Origin of the sequence: Rhizobium sp. L43, assembly GCF_002531725.1 — a bacterium.
In the GTDB taxonomy this organism is placed as follows: domain Bacteria; phylum Pseudomonadota; class Alphaproteobacteria; order Rhizobiales; family Rhizobiaceae; genus Rhizobium.
This window is the reverse complement of the sequence record NZ_NWSQ01000002.1, coordinates 141,855-156,340: the sequence shown is the minus strand read 5'-3', so window position 1 is coordinate 156,340 and position 14,486 is coordinate 141,855. Positions and strand designations below refer to the sequence as shown.

Below are 14,486 nucleotides of genomic sequence, written 5' to 3'. Positions count from 1 at the left end.
ATTCCTCAATCCGCCGGCGGAGCGGCCGGCCGTGTGGCGTAGAAGGCCTTGGCATCGGCCGTGAAGGCGGCCCGCTGATCGGCCCTCGTATAGAACATATGGCCGCCGCGATAAAGTTTCAGCCCGACGCGGCCGCCGGCGAGCGAAGGCGGCAGATGGTCGACCACGTAACGGCTGACGCCGTAAGGCGTCACCAGATCGCTGTAGCCATGCGCAATCAACAGGTGGAAGGCCGGGTTGGAGGCGAGCAGCTGCCGGATGTCGTCGGTGGCGCTCGCCTGCATGCGCGAGCCGCCGCCGCGCCCGCCGCCCCATTCCCAGCGCCGGCTGATATCGCTGTCGAGCAGCGAATAGGTCATTTCGGTTTTGAACCCGAGCTGGTTGCGGGCGTAACCGGCAAAGGCGCCGCCATAGGCGCGGGTGAAGCCGTCGAGGATGGCGTCGTCGCCGCGGTCGTAGTCCGATTCCGGATAGGGATCTGGGGTGGCAAAGGCGGCGTCGTAGGGGCTCGTCACCGCGCCACTGCCGGCGTCGGAATGTTTGACGAAGGAATTGCCGGGGAAGCCGCGGTTGCGGGTGACGATATCCTCGGGAATGCCGGTCAGCCTGGCAATCCTGCCATAGAAGGCCGCGGCATCGGCGCCCGTCGGCGGCGGCCCGGCGAGTGTCGTCAGATAGTCGCCGAGCGCAAAGGCCTCGGCCTCCTTCTGCTTCTCTTCGTCGAAAGCGTTGCGCCGGTCGAGTTCGGCCGCCGCCAGCGACGGCAGCTCCAGGGCGGCGCCGAGCGCGAACTGATCGGCATTGAACATCAGCTGGCCTTCGAGCAGGGGCGAAAGCATCACCGCGCCGGCGACGATGATGCCCTGGCTTTCCTGCAGCGCCGAGGCGACCTTGGCGGCGCGGAAGCCGCCATAGCTTTCGCCGAGAAGATATTTCGGCGAGTTGGAGCGGTTGTTGTGAGCGATATAGAGCGCGATCGCCTTGGCGATGCTCTCAGCATCGGCATTGACGTTGTAATAATTGGAGGCGTCGTCCGCCTTCACCGTCCGGCTCCAGCCGGTGCCGATCGGATCGATCAGCACCAGATCGGTGAAATCGAGCCAGCTTTGCTTGTTGTCGACGAGCTTCGCATTGGCGCCGTCGCGTCCCTGCGGTCCGAAGTCGAGCACCTCGGGCCCGACCAGCCCGAGATGCAGAAAGGCGGAAGCTGCCCCCGGCCCGCCGTTGAAGGCAAAGGTCAGCGGCCGATCCGCGCCTCCGTCCTTCGCGACATAGGCGGTATAGAAGATCGCGCCGGTCTGCGCGCCGTCCTGGCCGAAGAGGTCAAGCGTGCCGGCGGTGGCGGTATAGGCGACCTTCCGGCCGCCTATCGTCAACTCGTGCTCGGTGACGGAATCGGCCGGCAGCAGCTTCAGCACGCCCTCGCGCGCACCGCTCTCGACATTGGCCCTCTGGTGACCGCTTTCCTGCGCCGGGGAAAGGGCAGGGGCCAGCGACCCGGCAAGTGCGGCAAGCAGAAACAGTAGATGTAAACGCAACATGTCTCCTCCGGCGGTGCGGGATGAGCTTGAGATAGCGTAGCATCCGCGATCGGCGACGGGCATCAAGAGATGGTGATGGGCCGGTGAGCGCGGCAGCGGGAGGTCCAGTGAGCGAGTGGCTCAGCCGGCCTTCTCCACAGCGTGAACATTGATCTCGATCGCCCGCCCAGCCTTCCAGCCGTTGATCGCCGCTCCGAGCCCGAGCGCGACGAAGAGGGCCGCGCACCCGGAAAAACTCCCCGTCCAGCCGCGGATGAGGCCGACGATGAGCGGGCCGATGGCGGCCAGGAGGTAACCGACGCATTGCGCCATGCCGGAAAGATGGGCGGCGACATCGGGATCGCGCGAGCGCAGCACGATCGTCGTCATCGCCGCGGCGATCAGCCCACCCTGGCCGACGCCCTGCAGCACCGCCCATAACCAGACCGTCGACAGCGGCGCAAACAGCAGGCCGAGCAGGGCGGTGACGGCGACGCCGCAGAGGCTGGCATTGATCAGCCGTTGGTCGCGGCCGCGCACGGCGATATGCGGCACAACAAGGCAGGATGCCGCCTGCACCATCACCGACAGCGACACGATCGCCCCTGATGTAACGCCGTCGAGCCCGCGTTCGCGCAGGATCGGAACCAGCCAGCCGAAGACGCAATAGGCAAGGGCCGATTGCAGCCCCATGAACAGCGTCACCTGCCAGGCGAGCCGGTCGCGCCAGAGGCCTTTGACGTGGAAGCCGTTTCGTCTTCCCTGGCCGCCGGTCCGAAGAACCTGGGGCAGCCAGATGAGGCCGACGGCAAGCGCCGGCAACGCCCAGATGGCGAGGGCGCCTGCAAGGGAGCCGCCGAGTGCATGCTCGATCGGCAGCGTCAGCCCGGCGGCACTTGCCGCGCCGGCGCAGAGCGCCATGGTGTAGAAGCCGGTCATCAGCGCGGCACGGCCGGCGAAGTCCCGCTTCACCAGCCCCGGCAGCAACACGTTGCCGACGGCGATGCAGGCGCCGGCGAGCGCGGTGCCGATGAAGAGCAGCGGCACGGAGGAAAGCCCGCGTAAAGCCGTGCCGAGCGCCAGAAGCAGGATAACGCCGAGCAGCGTGCGCTCCGTGCCGAGGCGCTGGGCAAGACGCGGCGCAAGCGGCGAAAAGGCGCCGAGGCAGACGACGGGAAGGGTGGTGAGCAGGCTGGCGCCCAGCGCGCTCAGCCCCAGTTCAATGCGGATTTCCGGCAGCAGCGCCGAGGCGCTTGAGAACACCGGTCGCAGGTTGAAGGCGATCAGCACCAGGCTCGCGCCGAGCAGAAAACGATCTGCGCCACCCCGCACCGCTGTTGCCTGCGGCGGCGGAAGGCTGCTGGCCTCGGCGTCGACAAGCAGTTCGTCGGCGGCGTCGAGTGCGTTGATATCGGTGGCGGACATGGTCATGACAGGATCATTCGGTCGAGGGCGGCAAGCACCGGCGCCATGAAGCGGCGCACCGCCGCATCCGCCCGGTCGGGATCGCCGGTTTCGATAGCGTCGACGATGGCGGCATGCGCCTGCATATCCGGTTCCGGAATATCCTTGCCGAGCGTCGCGGCGATGGTGTCGGCGATCGAGGCCGAGAAGAAATCGTAGATCTCGATCATCGCCCGGTTGCCGGAAGCGGCGATGACGGCTTTGTGGAAGGCGAGGTCGCGCGCGATGAAGGCCGCCTGATCGCCGCCATCGTAACTGCCGCGTTCGGCAAGCAGCTTGCGAAGCCCGGCAATGGTCGCCGGCGTCTTGCGCACTGCCGTCAGCCGGGCCGCTTCGACGTCGAGCGCCAGGCGCGCTTCGAACTGGTCGCGCAGGCTGGCGCGCCGCGCCATGGTCAGCGGCCGGCCGGCATCGCTGGTCGAGCGCACATAGGTTCCAGACCCCTGCCGTGTCTCGAGATACCCCTGGGAGACGAGAACCCGCACCGCCTCACGCACCGTGCCGCGGCTGACGGAAAGCATGGCCGACAGCGAGGCTTCGTTCGGCAATTTCTCGCCGACCGCCCAGCGTTTGCCGAGAATGTCGCCGCGGATCGCTTCGATCGCCTCATCCGCGAGATTGGTTTTGCTCAGCGCTCGCATCTCACTACTCATAAAGTCATCTGATGACTTTATGAGTAGTGAGATTTCGATCTTTCGTCAACGCCTGACATCAAGACAATAAAAAAGGGCCGCCTCGGCGACCCTTTCCATGAGTTTGGCCTCAAACTGGCCTGGACTGTCTATGCAGCCCCAGGAAGGCGGGGATTAGTGCGAGGGCTGCCTCGCTTTCATCACCTCTCCCATGCCCGTTACGAGGTCCGAAATCTCATTAGACATTGGATCACCTTCCTTTCGTTCTGTTGCTGATGGCTTAAAGTTAGGCTGATTCTTCTGAGATGCAAGCAGAAATGCACGTATGCGCTGTCTTTGCGGAACGCAGGTGTTCACGAGAGAACACAGCTGTTCGCCGAATTTGAAGATGTTTTGCGCTAGGAAATCGTCATCTTGCCCTTGCAAACCGGCGGCGCGTTAAGCTGTTATTAGCTGCGTCGTTCGACAATTTAGAGCACGCCCGCCGGTGCGGCGGCGGGTTCCGGAGCAAGAAAGCCATGTGTCGCTGGGCAGCCTATCGCGGAGACCCTCTCTATCTCGAGGAGCTGGTATCCTCGCCCGCTCATTCGCTGATCGAGCAGTCCCATTGCGCCACCCGCGCCAAGACCGCGACGAATGGCGATGGCTTCGGCATCGCCTGGTATGGCGACAGGCCCGAGCCTGGCCGCTACCGTGACATCCTGCCCGCCTGGTCGGATTGCAATCTGAAGAGCCTCGCGCGGCAGATCCGCTCGCCGCTCTTTCTCGCCCATGTCCGTGCTGCCACAGGCGGCGGCACGCGCCGCGACAACTGCCACCCCTTCACCCACGGCACCTGGTCCTTCATGCATAACGGCCAGATCGCAGGCTTCGAGCGCCTTCGCCGGCCGATGGAGGCGATGCTCGACGACGAGCTGTTCAACGCCCGCGGCGGCACGACCGATTCCGAGCTGATGTTCCTGCTGGCGCTGCAGTTCGGCCTGCGCGAGGCGCCGCTCGCCGCGATGGCTCACATGGTCGGTGTCGTCGAGGATCTGGCCGAAAGCGTCATCGGCTCGATCCTGCTGCGCTTTACCGCCGCCTTCTCAGACGGCAACACGCTCTATGCGATCCGTTATGCCACAGATCGCAAGGCGCCGACGCTCTATGCCTCGCCTGTCGGTGCGGGCTATTGCCTTGTGTCCGAGCCGCTGAACGACGATGGCGATGCCTGGGCGGAAATTCCGGATGGTAGCGCCGTCACCGTCGGCAAAGACGGCATCGACGTCGCCGACTTCCGGCCGGAGAAGCGGAGTGCCGCCAAGCCGCAGCGCGTCGCTATCCCTGCCTAAAACGCTCGGCGTCAGCTGAGCCGCTCGCGATCAGCTGAGCCGCTCGCGATCAGCGGAGCTGCTTGGCGATCAGCGCCGCGAGCCTTTCGGCAACCTCTTCCTTCGTCAGGTCAGGCCATTGCTCGACGCCGTCGCGGCGAATGAGTTTGACCCTGTTGCGGCTGCCGCCCATGATCCCGGTCGCAGGAGAGACGTCATTGGCGACGATCAGGTCGGCGCCTTTCCGCTCGAGTTTCGCCTTGGCATTGCTTTCCACGTCCTGCGTCTCGGCGGCAAAGCCGATCACCAGCTTCGGCCGCATCGTATGGTGGCCGACGGTTTTCAGGATGTCCGGATTCTCGGTCAGCGCCAGCGTCGGAATGGATTCGCCCGGATGTTTCTTCAGCTTCTGGTCGGCGGCCGAGGCGACGCGCCAGTCCGCCACCGCTGCGACCATCACTGCGATGTCGGCCGGCAGCTCCGCCAGCACGGCATCGCGCATTTCCTCCGCCCGCTCGACATGCACGACATTGACGCCGACCGGATCGGCGATCGTCACCGGCCCTGACACCAGTGTCACCTCGGCTCCGAGCTTGGCAAGGGCTGCGGCAATCGCATGGCCCTGCCGGCCGGAGGAGCGGTTGGCGATGTAGCGCACCGGATCGATCGGCTCATGGGTCGGTCCCGATGTGACGATCGCCTTGCGTCCCTTGAGCGGCTTTTCTCCGTCGTCGAGCAGGGTTTCGGCCGCCGCGACGATCTCCAGCGGTTCCGCCATCCGGCCGAGCCCGGCCTCCCGGCTTTCCGCCATCTCGCCGGCCATCGGCCCGACGAAGCGGATGCCGTCGGCTCTCAGCATCGCGGCATTGCGCCGGGTCGCCGGATGCGCCCACATGGCGGGGTTCATCGCCGGTGCGGCAAGCACCGGCCTGTTCGTCGCCAGCAGCACGGTCGAGGCGAGATCGTCGGCAAGCCCGTTCGCCATCTTCGCCATCAGATCGGCCGTAGCAGGCGCGATCAGCACGAGGTCGCAGTCGCGCGCCAGCCTGATATGGCCGACATCCTGCTCGTCCTGCCGCGAAAACAGATCGAGGAAGACGTGGTCCGCCGCCAGCGCACCGACGGCCAGCGGCGTGACGAATTCCTGCGCGCCCTTGGTCATCACAGGGCGCACGCTCGCGCCCCGCTCGCGCAGCCGGCGGATCAGTTCCAGGCTCTTATAACAGGCGATGCCGCCCGAGATGATGAGGAGGATGCGTTTGCCGCTGAGAGCCATGGCTTTTCTACCCGTCGCCTTATTGACCGGCCCTGACCCTAAGCCTTTGGCGCAGAACATGCAATCGCGGGAACGGCACGCATCGCCCGCCGTTGGCGGGTGCCGTCCCGTGCATGGCGTCGGCGCCATTTTCGTGGGTTCAGAGATTGCTCATCCCGCCGTCGATGATCAGTTCGCTGCCGACGATATAGGCGGCCTCATCGGAGGCGAGAAAGACGATCGTCTTGGCGACTTCGCCGGGGTTTCCGAAGCGGCCGACCGGGATCTGGGCTTGGATCTGCGCGGTCATCGCCTTGGAATCCGCTTCCGATGCGCCGAGCTTGCTGTAGAGCGGCGTGGCGATCGGCCCCGGGCTGACGGCGTTGACGCGGATGCCGCGGCCGATGAGTTCGCCCGACAGGGTCTTGGCAAGCGTCAGCAATGCACCCTTCGTCAGTGAATAGACGCTGGAGTTCGGCATGCCGATATGGGCGTTGATGGAGGTATTGAGCACGATCGCTGCCTGTTTCGAAAAGACAGGCAGTAGCGACTGGATCAGAAAAAACGGCCCCTTGACGTTGATATCAACCGACTTGTCGAAGGCGGTTTCACTCCACTGTTCCAGCGGCCCGAATTCGGCAACACCGGCATTGACGAAGAGGATATCGAGCGTGCCGAAAGCTTCTTTCACCGTGTCGGCGACGGCCTTCTGGCCGGCCGTATTGCCGGCATCGGCCTGGATGACGATCGCTTTGTCGCCGAGTTCGCCGCGAGCGGCTTCGACGCTTGTGGCACTGCTGCCGGTAACGACGACACGGGCGCCCTCGGCGATGAATTGGCGGGCGGTTTCGATGCCGATGCCGCTGGTGCCGCCGGTGATGAGGGCAGTCTTGTTCTGAAGACGTGACATGATGAAGCTCCTTCGATGGATATTGGGCCGCAACCCCGTTGTTGGTCAATGGGAGGAATCGCGCCTGGCTTTCGTCAGGTGCGGGTGATTGAGGCGCCGCCATCGACCAGGGAGGCCGTGCCGGTGACGAAGCTCGCATCGTCGGAGGCGAGGTAGAGAACCGAGCGGGCAAGCTCTTCGGGGGTTGCGACACGTTTCAGCGCATGCAGGGTGGTGACGAAGGCCTGCTTATCCGGCGTATCGTTCATGTCCCGATACATATCGGTATCGACGGCACCCGGCAGGACGGCATTGACGCGCACGCCTTGCTGCCCGAACTCGGCGGCGAGCGCCTGCGTCAGGCCGATCAAGCCGGCCTTGCTGGCGGCATAGGCGGCGACGCCGGGAAAGGCGAAGCTGTAGCCCACGAAAGTCGAGGTGAAGATCACCGAGCCGCTGCCATTCTTCACCATTGCGCCGATCTGGTGCTTGGCGGCGAGGAAGGAGGCGGTGAGATTGATCGCCAGCGCCTCGCTGAAGCCTGCTTCCGAGACAGCGGTGCTTGGACCGGCTTCGCCAAGCGTGCCGGCATTGTTGAAGGCGATGTCGAGTTTGCTGTAGTTCGCCACGGCGGCGGCGACCAGCGCCTTGTGATAATCTTCCGAGCGGACGTCGCCGGCAATGGCGATGGCGTCACCGCCCTCTGCCTTGATCTCCGCGACCAGGCTGTCGAGTTCGCGCCCGCGGCGGGCGCCGACGACGACCTTGGCGCCTTCTGCAGCGAAGAGCTTTGCCGTGGCGCGGCCGATGCCGGAGCTTGCGCCGGTAACGATTGCGACCTTGTTGTTCAAGCGGTTCATGGTTCCATCTCCTGCGTTTGAGGTGAGGCGGCCCTTGCCGTCCCTTCTGATGAAGGGAAGATGGCATTTTCCTTTCGTTCGGATTAGTCTCCAGATCGTGGAATTCGAATTCGGAAAAGCCGAACGATGATCAGGATCGAAGGTATTGCTGCTTTCGTCGCCGTGGTCGAGGCGGGCTCGGTCAGCGAGGCCGCCAGACGCCTGCGCCTATCCAAATCCGTGGTCAGCGAAAGGCTGGCGGAGCTGGAGAAATCGCTGGGCGGCCTGCTGCTGCACCGAACGACGCGCAAGCTTACTTTGACGGAGGACGGTGCGGTCTTCCTGGAGCGCGCCGCGCGCATCGTGTGCGAGATCGAGGAAGCCGCCGCCGATATGGCCGAGCGGCGCGGAACATTGTCCGGCCCGATCCGCATCGCCGCGCCGGTCACCTTCGGCCGCATGCATCTTGGCCCGGCGCTCTATCCCTTCCTTGCCGAACATCCCGAGATCGAACTGACCCTCGATATCGATGACCGGCGCGTCGATGCCGCCTCGGACGGCTATGATGCCATCATCCGCAACGGTCCGATCGCCGATAACAGGCTGGTCGCCTGGAAGCTCGCGCATAGCCGCCGTCTTCTCTGCGCCTCGCCGGATTATCTCGCCCGCGAGGGGATGCCGTCGTCGCTTGATGATCTCAACAGTCATCGTGGCATCTTCTATACCAATCGCGGCGTTGCCGACTGGCGCTTCCAGACGCCGGAGGGCGCGGTCGTCGTCCGCGCGAAACTGGCGCTTGGCATCAACAATGGCGACATGCTCCGCGACGCCGCCATTGCCGGTCTCGGCATCGCGCTGTTGCCCGCCTTCATCGCCGGCCCGGCCATTCGCGAGGGCCGGCTTGCCGAAATCGATGTCGGCCACAGGCCGGAGGCCGAATTCATCTATATGGCCCATCCCGAGGGTCGAAACCCCTCCGCCAAGCTGCGCGCTATCGCCGATCACCTGAAGAAGAGTTTCGGCGATCCGCCTTATTGGGATCCGGCAGGTTAATTCACGAACCGAGCAGGCTCATCAGGTTCTCGGTGACCGGCGAGCGGTGTGTTTTCAACATTGCCAGCGCCAGGCGCGCCACAGCCGGCGGCCCTTCGATCGGCCGGTAGGCCACACCTTCGAGCTTGATCTGCGAAATCGAGGCCGGCACGATCGAGACGCCGAGATCGGCCGCCACCAGATTGACGACCGAGGAAATTTGCGGCGCCTCCTGTGCCACGGTCAGCTCGAATCCTGCCTTGCGGCAGGCGAGCACGACGTCGTCGTAGAGGCTCAAGCCCACGAGCCGGGGAAAGAGGATGAAGGGTTCGTCCGCCAGTGCGGCAAGCGGCAGCTTGCTGTGCCGTGCCAAGGGATGGCTGGCGGGCAGGGCAATCACCATCGGCTCGTCCGGCAACCGCCGCAGCCGGATGCCGGCGGGATCGTCCAGGCTGGGACGCATGAAGGTGGCGTCCAGCTCACCACGTTCCAGCTTCTGCATCAGCGCCAGCGTGTTCATTTCCGTCAACGACAGCTGCACCTCTGGCCAGCGCGCACGAAACCGGCGGATCGTCGTGCTGACCACGGGGTTGAAGGCGGAGGATGCGGTGAAGCCGAGCGACAGACGGCCGGTCTCGCCACGATTGGCGCTTTGCGCCGCAAGCTTCGCTTTTTCCGCAGCCGCCACCGCGGCTTTTGCCTCGCCGAGGAAGGCCGCGCCCGCCGCCGTCAATTCGGCCCCATGCGGCACGCGGTGAAACAGCGCCGCGCCCACTTCCCTTTCCAGGTCGCGGATCTGCTGGCTGAGCGGCGGCTGCCCGATGCCGAGCTTGGCGGCGGCACGGGTGAAATTGCCTTCTTCCGCCACCGCCAGGAAATATCTCAGGTGCCGCAACTCCACCGCCATCTCCAAAACCTATCGAAATCGCCAGTGTCATATATTGGACAAATGGAGCGGCGTTGACTAGATCGGAGGTCGGAAGGATGAACATATGCCGACGTCAGCGCATGCCGCGAAGACCGCCGAGACAACCGCGATCCCAGGGCAAAAACACTACCTGATCCGTGGCACCGGCGCCTATCGCCGCGCCAGCCTGGCGCTCTTCCTTTCCGGCTTCTCCACCTTCTCGCTGCTCTATTGCGTCCAGCCGCTGCTGCCGATCTTCTCGCAGCAATTCTCCGTCAGTCCGGCCGAAAGCTCGCTATCGCTGTCGTTCTCCACCGGTTTCCTGGCGGTTGCCATCGTCTGTGCCGCCGCGGTTTCGGAAGGTCTTGGCCGCCGCAGCCTGATGTCGATATCGCTGGTCGGGGCGGCATTGCTGACCATTGCCACGGCCTTTGCCCCGAACTGGCATCTGCTGCTCGTCATCCGCGCCCTGCAGGGCCTCGTTCTCGGCGGCGTGCCGGCCGTCGCCATGGCCTATCTCGCCGAGGAAATCGATCCGCGCGGCCTTGGCGCTACCATGGGCCTCTATGTCGGCGGCACGGCCTTCGGCGGCATGTCCGGCCGGGTGCTGACGGGCATCTTCGCCGAATATTTCACTTGGCGTCCGGCGCTTTTTCTCATCGGCGCCATCGGCCTTGCCGCCGCGATCGGCTTCATCGCCCTCTTGCCGCCGTCACGCAATTTCGTCCGCCGGCCGGGCTTCGATCCGAGCTTTCATGCAAAAGCCTGGCTCGGCCATCTCAGCAATCCGGCGTTGCCCTTCATCTTCGCCATCGCCTTCCTGGCGATGGGCTCCTTCGTGACGATCTATAATTATGCCGGCTTCCGCCTCGTCGCGCCGCCCTACGGCCTCAACCAGACCGAACTCGGCCTGATCTTCACCGTCTATCTCTTCGGCATCGGCGCTTCCTCGATCGGCGGCCTGCTCGGAGACAGGATCGGCCATTTTTCCGTGCTTCTCTTCGGTCTGGCACTCACCGCCGCCGGCAGCGCGCTGACGCTCGCGGCCTCGCTCCCGGTCATCATTCTCGGTATAACAGTGCTCACGACCGGCTTCTTCATGAGCCATTCCATCGCCAGCGGCCTTGTCGGCAGGCTGGCGCATGGCACCAAGGGCCACGCTTCTTCGCTCTATATGCTCGCCTATTATGTCGGCTCCAGCCTGATGGGTTCGGTGGGCGGCTGGTTCTTCGCGGTTGAAGGCTGGGCCGCCGTGGTTATCTTCACGCTTGCTATGCTGGGGCTGGCCTTTGTTTCCGCCTGTCTTGCGCAGCACCTCGCGAGGAGAAAAGCATGATCCGCATCGACCGTCTCGACCATCTCGTGCTGACCGTCGCCGATATCGGGACCACCTGCGATTTCTATTCCCGCATCCTCGGCATGTCGGTCGAAACCTTTGCCGAAGGCCGCAAGGCGCTGAAATTCGGCCGCCAGAAGATCAACCTGCACCAGGCCGGCCGCGAATTCGATCCCAAGGCGGGCCATCCCACCCCCGGCTCCGGCGACCTCTGCTTCATCGCCGAGACACCGCTTGCCTATGTCATTGCCCATCTGCAGGCCTCAGGCATCGCGATCGAAGAAGGCCCGGTCGAGCGCACCGGCGCGACCGGACGTCTGCGCTCGGTCTATTTCAGAGACCCCGACGGCAACCTCCTCGAAGTCTCCAATCTGATTGCCTGACACGCTACCCGGACGACTTGATCGAAGCTAATCTTCCCAATTCTCGGTTTGTAAATCACCCACGCGCTCGAACTCACGCAGATTGCGGGTGATCAGGATGAGGCCGCGTGCGGCGGCCTGTCCGGCAATCAGGACGTCATAGGGTCCGATCGGCGTTCCCAATGCCTGCAGCACCGCGCGGATTTCCCCCGCCTTGCGCGCGTCGTTCCGGTCGAATTCCAGGATATTGAATTGCAACGCATCGATCCGCACCAGATTCTCATCGGTACGGAGGCTTTTGTAAGCACCGTAGAAGAGTTCATGCGCAACGATTGCCGGTATGGCGAAATCTTGCGGTCTGTGTTTGCGCAGTTCGGCGACGAGGCGCTCATTACCCTTCATCAAGGCAATGACGGCATTCGCATCGAGCAGGTATTTCATTTGAAGAAGTCGAGTTCGGGTCTCTCCTGCCCGGCAGGTTTCTCTTCCGCCGCTGTCGCAAAGTCCTGATCAACCGGACCGGCCACGTCGGCAAGCCAGTCCCAATCATCGGAAATCGGCTCGAGAATGATCGCACGGCCCTGCCGTCGAATGGTGACGCTATCGCCATCAAAGCGGAATTCCTTGGGCAGTCGGACGGCCTGGGAACGCCCCGACCAGAAGATCTTTGCTGTTTCCATGTCATCGTCCTCGGCAGGATATGACAATGATATATAGCAGATCGTGGTCCATTTCAACCAAGCCGGATATAGGGCACGTCCTTCTTCGCCACCTCATCCAGCGCCTCCTCGTAACCGGCATCGGCATAACGCATGACCCCGAGTGCGGTATCGTTGGTCAGCGCATGGTCGAGCCGTTCATCGGCGGCATCCGTGCCGTCGGCGACGACGGTGACGCCGCAGCTCGTCATGTAGCCGGCATAGCCGCCGCCGCCGGAATGGACGACGACGAGATCGGCCATCGACGAACAGAGCATCATCGCATCGATCAGCGGCCAGTCGGCAATCGCGTCGGAGCCGTCCTTCATCCGCTCGGTCATGATATTCGGATGCGCCATGGCGCCGGCATCGAGATGGTCGCGGGAGAAGGCGACCGGGCCTTTGAGTGTGCCGTCTGCGACCAGCGCGTTGACACGTCGTGCCAGTGCGGTGCGTTCGCCATGGCCGAGCCAGGCGATGCGGGCCGGAAGCCCCTCGAAGGGCACGTGTTCGCGCGCCAGCCGGATCCAGTTGGTGATGATCTTGTTGTCGGGAAACATTTCCAGCAGCAGGTCGTCAATGCGGGCGATGTCGCTTTCCTCGCCCGACAGCGCCATCCAGCGGAACGGGCCGATCGCCCGGGCAAACAGCGGCCTGAGATAGGCTTCGGTGAAAATCGGAATGTCGAAGGCATTGGCGACGCCGCCCTCTTTGGCCTGCGTGCGGATCAGGTTGCCGTTGTCGAAGACTTCCGAGCCACGCTTCTGAAACTCCAGCATCGCCGTCACATGGTCGACGATCGAGGCGCGGCTTGCCGCCATCAACTGCCCCTGGCCGTCGTCGCGCAGGCCCTTGACCTGGTCGAGGTTCATGCCCTTCGGCACGTAACCATAGACGAGGTCATGCGCCGAGGTCTGGTCGGTGACGATATCAGGCACGATGCCGCGCCGGGCGATCTCGGGATAGACCTCCGCCGCATTGCCGACGAGGCCGACGGACAGCGCCCGCTTGTCCTTCACCGCTGCATCGATCATCTGAAGGGCGGTGTCGAGATCGGGGGCGATTTCCTGGAGATAACCGATCTGCTGGCGCTTGCGGGCACGCTCCGGATCGATGTCGACGCAGAGGATCGCAGCGCCTGCCATGCGGCCGGCGAGCGGCTGCGCTCCGCCCATGCCGCCGAGGCCGGCCGTCAGCACGAACCGGCGGAGGAGATCGCCGCCGAAGCGCCGCTCGGCGATGCGCATGAAGATCTCGTAGGTACCCTGGATGACGCCCTGGCTGCCGATATATTGCCAGGCGCCGGCCGTCAGCCCGCCCCAGCAGATCAGTCCCTTGCGCTGCAACTCGTAGAACACTTCGGCCTTTGCCCATTGCCCGACGATATTGCAGTTCGCCATGATGACGAGCGGCGCCTTGGCATGGGTGCGCACCAGACCGATCGGCTTACCGGACTGGATGAGCAGCGTCTGGTCCTCTTCCATCTCGGTCAGCGCCTTGACGATGCCTTTGTGCGCCGCCCAGTTGCGGGCCGCCTTGCCAAGCGCGGCATAGACGATCAGATTGTCGGGATCCTCGCCGACGGAGAGCACGTTTTCGAGCAGCCGCAGCAGTGCCTCCTGCCGCCAGCCTTTGGCCCGCAGTTCCGGCCCGCCGGGAATCGGAAATTTCGGATGACGTGGATTGGCCTTCGGCATCGTGGGTTCCTCGTTTTGCTCTCTGTTTTTTCGTTTTCCCCTTCTCCCCAGCGGGGAGAAGGTGGCCCGAAGGGTCGGATGAGGGGGCCGCACGGCACACCATTCATTGCCCTTCGCTTGCGCTCAGCGCATTCGCGGCCTTGCCGCTCACCCCCTCATCTGTCCTTCGGACATCTTCTCCCCGCTGGGGAGAAGGGGGAATAGCTAGTTGGTCACTTGCTCGGCAGCGATCCCACATAGGCGAGCGCCGCATCGAGCAAACGCCGTCTCAGCACATCGTCGCCGTAAACCTCGGCACCGCCTCGCACCCAGCCATGCATCACCCGCTCGCCCGACAGCATCTGGATCACATCAGGCAGCGCCAGCGCCCAGCCGTCATTACCCTTGCCGAGACGGATCAGCATGCCGTCATGGCGTGCGCAGCAGAGAAGATTGCCGTTCAGCAGGAAGGCCCAGCCGCCGAACATGGATTTTTCGGCAAGGCCCGGCCGATCGCCGAGTTCCTCACGCATCAGTTCTTCGAGACCGGAATCGCGCGTCATGGC

Annotated in this window: 15 protein-coding genes; 4 read left to right on the top strand and 11 right to left on the bottom strand. The window is 64.1% G+C overall.

Annotation, left to right across the window (positions count from 1 at the left end):
• Nucleotides 1-5 precede the first annotated feature (5 nt).
• The 3 genes from CO667_RS03265 to CO667_RS03255 all read right to left on the bottom strand — a co-directional run bounded on the left by CO667_RS03265 (nt 6) and on the right by CO667_RS03255 (nt 3,625).
• A complete protein-coding gene (locus tag CO667_RS03265) occupies nt 6-1,538 on the bottom strand; it encodes a carboxypeptidase (protein ID WP_097617297.1) in 1,533 nt (510 codons plus the stop codon).
• A 123-nt stretch (nt 1,539-1,661) separates the two neighbouring features.
• Nucleotides 1,662-2,951 carry an MFS transporter gene (locus tag CO667_RS03260; protein ID WP_097617042.1) on the bottom strand — a complete coding sequence of 430 codons (1,290 nt, stop codon included), beginning with the start codon at nt 2,949-2,951 and terminating at the stop codon, nt 1,662-1,664.
• The gene (locus CO667_RS03255) at nt 2,948-3,625 is read right to left on the bottom strand and encodes a FadR/GntR family transcriptional regulator (protein ID WP_097617041.1); all 678 of its coding nucleotides are present in this window, start codon (nt 3,623-3,625) and stop codon (nt 2,948-2,950) included. The genes CO667_RS03260 and CO667_RS03255 overlap by 4 nt, the downstream gene beginning before the upstream one ends.
• A 509-nt stretch (nt 3,626-4,134) precedes the next feature.
• On the opposite strand from CO667_RS03255, the gene CO667_RS03250 reads away from it, so the two are divergent.
• Complete coding sequence (locus CO667_RS03250; RefSeq protein ID WP_097617040.1) at nt 4,135-4,947, top strand: class II glutamine amidotransferase; 813 nt, start codon at nt 4,135-4,137, stop codon at nt 4,945-4,947.
• 49 nt (nt 4,948-4,996) lie between these two features.
• On the opposite strand, the gene coaBC is transcribed toward CO667_RS03250, so the two are convergent.
• From coaBC to CO667_RS03235, 3 genes are all read right to left on the bottom strand, one after another.
• Complete coding sequence (gene coaBC, locus CO667_RS03245) at nt 4,997-6,202, bottom strand: bifunctional phosphopantothenoylcysteine decarboxylase/phosphopantothenate--cysteine ligase CoaBC (protein ID WP_097617039.1); 1,206 nt, start codon at nt 6,200-6,202, stop codon at nt 4,997-4,999.
• A gap of 139 nt (nt 6,203-6,341) precedes the next feature.
• A complete protein-coding gene (locus CO667_RS03240) occupies nt 6,342-7,091 on the bottom strand; it encodes an SDR family oxidoreductase (RefSeq protein ID WP_097617038.1) in 750 nt (249 codons plus the stop codon).
• A 74-nt stretch (nt 7,092-7,165) separates the two neighbouring features.
• Entirely contained in the window at nt 7,166-7,930 is a 765-nt protein-coding gene (locus CO667_RS03235) for an SDR family oxidoreductase (protein WP_097617037.1), read from the bottom strand.
• A 126-nt stretch (nt 7,931-8,056) separates the two neighbouring features.
• Between CO667_RS03235 and CO667_RS03230 the strand changes: the two genes are divergently transcribed.
• The gene (locus tag CO667_RS03230) at nt 8,057-8,962 is read left to right on the top strand and encodes a LysR family transcriptional regulator (RefSeq protein WP_097617036.1); all 906 of its coding nucleotides are present in this window, start codon (nt 8,057-8,059) and stop codon (nt 8,960-8,962) included.
• Between the two features lies 1 nt (nt 8,963).
• Here the strand turns inward: CO667_RS03230 and CO667_RS03225 are convergent, their stop codons facing one another.
• On the bottom strand, nt 8,964-9,842 hold the full coding sequence (locus tag CO667_RS03225; RefSeq protein WP_097617035.1) for a LysR family transcriptional regulator: 879 nt from the start codon (nt 9,840-9,842) through the stop codon (nt 8,964-8,966).
• 91 nt (nt 9,843-9,933) lie between these two features.
• Here CO667_RS03225 and CO667_RS03220 point away from each other — a divergent pair, with 91 nt between their 5' ends.
• Together CO667_RS03220 and CO667_RS03215 are read left to right on the top strand one after the other, a co-directional pair.
• A complete protein-coding gene (locus CO667_RS03220) occupies nt 9,934-11,184 on the top strand; it encodes an MFS transporter (RefSeq protein WP_097617034.1) in 1,251 nt (416 codons plus the stop codon).
• Entirely contained in the window at nt 11,181-11,567 is a 387-nt protein-coding gene (locus tag CO667_RS03215; protein ID WP_097617033.1) for a VOC family protein, read from the top strand. Before CO667_RS03220 ends, CO667_RS03215 begins: the two co-directional genes overlap by 4 nt.
• Nucleotides 11,568-11,594: 27 nt before the next feature.
• Here CO667_RS03215 and CO667_RS03210 read toward each other — a convergent pair whose 3' ends face one another.
• From CO667_RS03210 to CO667_RS03195, 4 genes are all read right to left on the bottom strand, one after another.
• Nucleotides 11,595-11,987, bottom strand: a complete 393-nt coding sequence (locus CO667_RS03210) for a type II toxin-antitoxin system VapC family toxin (protein ID WP_097617032.1) — start codon at nt 11,985-11,987, stop codon at nt 11,595-11,597.
• Nucleotides 11,984-12,226 carry an AbrB/MazE/SpoVT family DNA-binding domain-containing protein gene (locus CO667_RS03205; RefSeq protein ID WP_018495663.1) on the bottom strand — a complete coding sequence of 81 codons (243 nt, stop codon included), beginning with the start codon at nt 12,224-12,226 and terminating at the stop codon, nt 11,984-11,986. Before CO667_RS03205 ends, CO667_RS03210 begins: the two co-directional genes overlap by 4 nt.
• A gap of 53 nt (nt 12,227-12,279) precedes the next feature.
• Complete coding sequence (locus tag CO667_RS03200; protein WP_097617031.1) at nt 12,280-13,941, bottom strand: urocanate hydratase; 1,662 nt, start codon at nt 13,939-13,941, stop codon at nt 12,280-12,282.
• 212 nt (nt 13,942-14,153) lie between these two features.
• Nucleotides 14,154-14,483 carry a cold-shock protein gene (locus CO667_RS03195; protein ID WP_097617030.1) on the bottom strand — a complete coding sequence of 110 codons (330 nt, stop codon included), beginning with the start codon at nt 14,481-14,483 and terminating at the stop codon, nt 14,154-14,156.
• Nucleotides 14,484-14,486: the final 3 nt, after the last annotated feature.

Bases quoted from the DNA above. Each gene is read 5' to 3' on its own strand.
- CO667_RS03235 (WP_097617037.1), bottom strand. From the start codon at position 7,930: ATGAACCGCTTGAACAACAAGGTCGCAATCGTTACCGGCGCAAGCTCC.
- CO667_RS03215 (WP_097617033.1), top strand. From the start codon at position 11,181: ATGATCCGCATCGACCGTCTCGACCATCTCGTGCTGACCGTCGCCGAT.
- CO667_RS03230 (WP_097617036.1), top strand. From the start codon at position 8,057: ATGATCAGGATCGAAGGTATTGCTGCTTTCGTCGCCGTGGTCGAGGCG.
- CO667_RS03195 (WP_097617030.1), bottom strand. From the start codon at position 14,483: ATGACGCGCGATTCCGGTCTCGAAGAACTGATGCGTGAGGAACTCGGC.
- CO667_RS03200 (WP_097617031.1), bottom strand. From the start codon at position 13,941: ATGCCGAAGGCCAATCCACGTCATCCGAAATTTCCGATTCCCGGCGGG.
- CO667_RS03240 (WP_097617038.1), bottom strand. From the start codon at position 7,091: ATGTCACGTCTTCAGAACAAGACTGCCCTCATCACCGGCGGCACCAGC.
- coaBC (WP_097617039.1), bottom strand. From the start codon at position 6,202: ATGGCTCTCAGCGGCAAACGCATCCTCCTCATCATCTCGGGCGGCATC.
- CO667_RS03220 (WP_097617034.1), top strand. From the start codon at position 9,934: ATGCCGACGTCAGCGCATGCCGCGAAGACCGCCGAGACAACCGCGATC.
- CO667_RS03210 (WP_097617032.1), bottom strand. From the start codon at position 11,987: ATGAAATACCTGCTCGATGCGAATGCCGTCATTGCCTTGATGAAGGGT.
- CO667_RS03250 (WP_097617040.1), top strand. From the start codon at position 4,135: ATGTGTCGCTGGGCAGCCTATCGCGGAGACCCTCTCTATCTCGAGGAG.
- CO667_RS03205 (WP_018495663.1), bottom strand. From the start codon at position 12,226: ATGGAAACAGCAAAGATCTTCTGGTCGGGGCGTTCCCAGGCCGTCCGA.
- CO667_RS03260 (WP_097617042.1), bottom strand. From the start codon at position 2,951: ATGACCATGTCCGCCACCGATATCAACGCACTCGACGCCGCCGACGAA.
- CO667_RS03255 (WP_097617041.1), bottom strand. From the start codon at position 3,625: ATGCGAGCGCTGAGCAAAACCAATCTCGCGGATGAGGCGATCGAAGCG.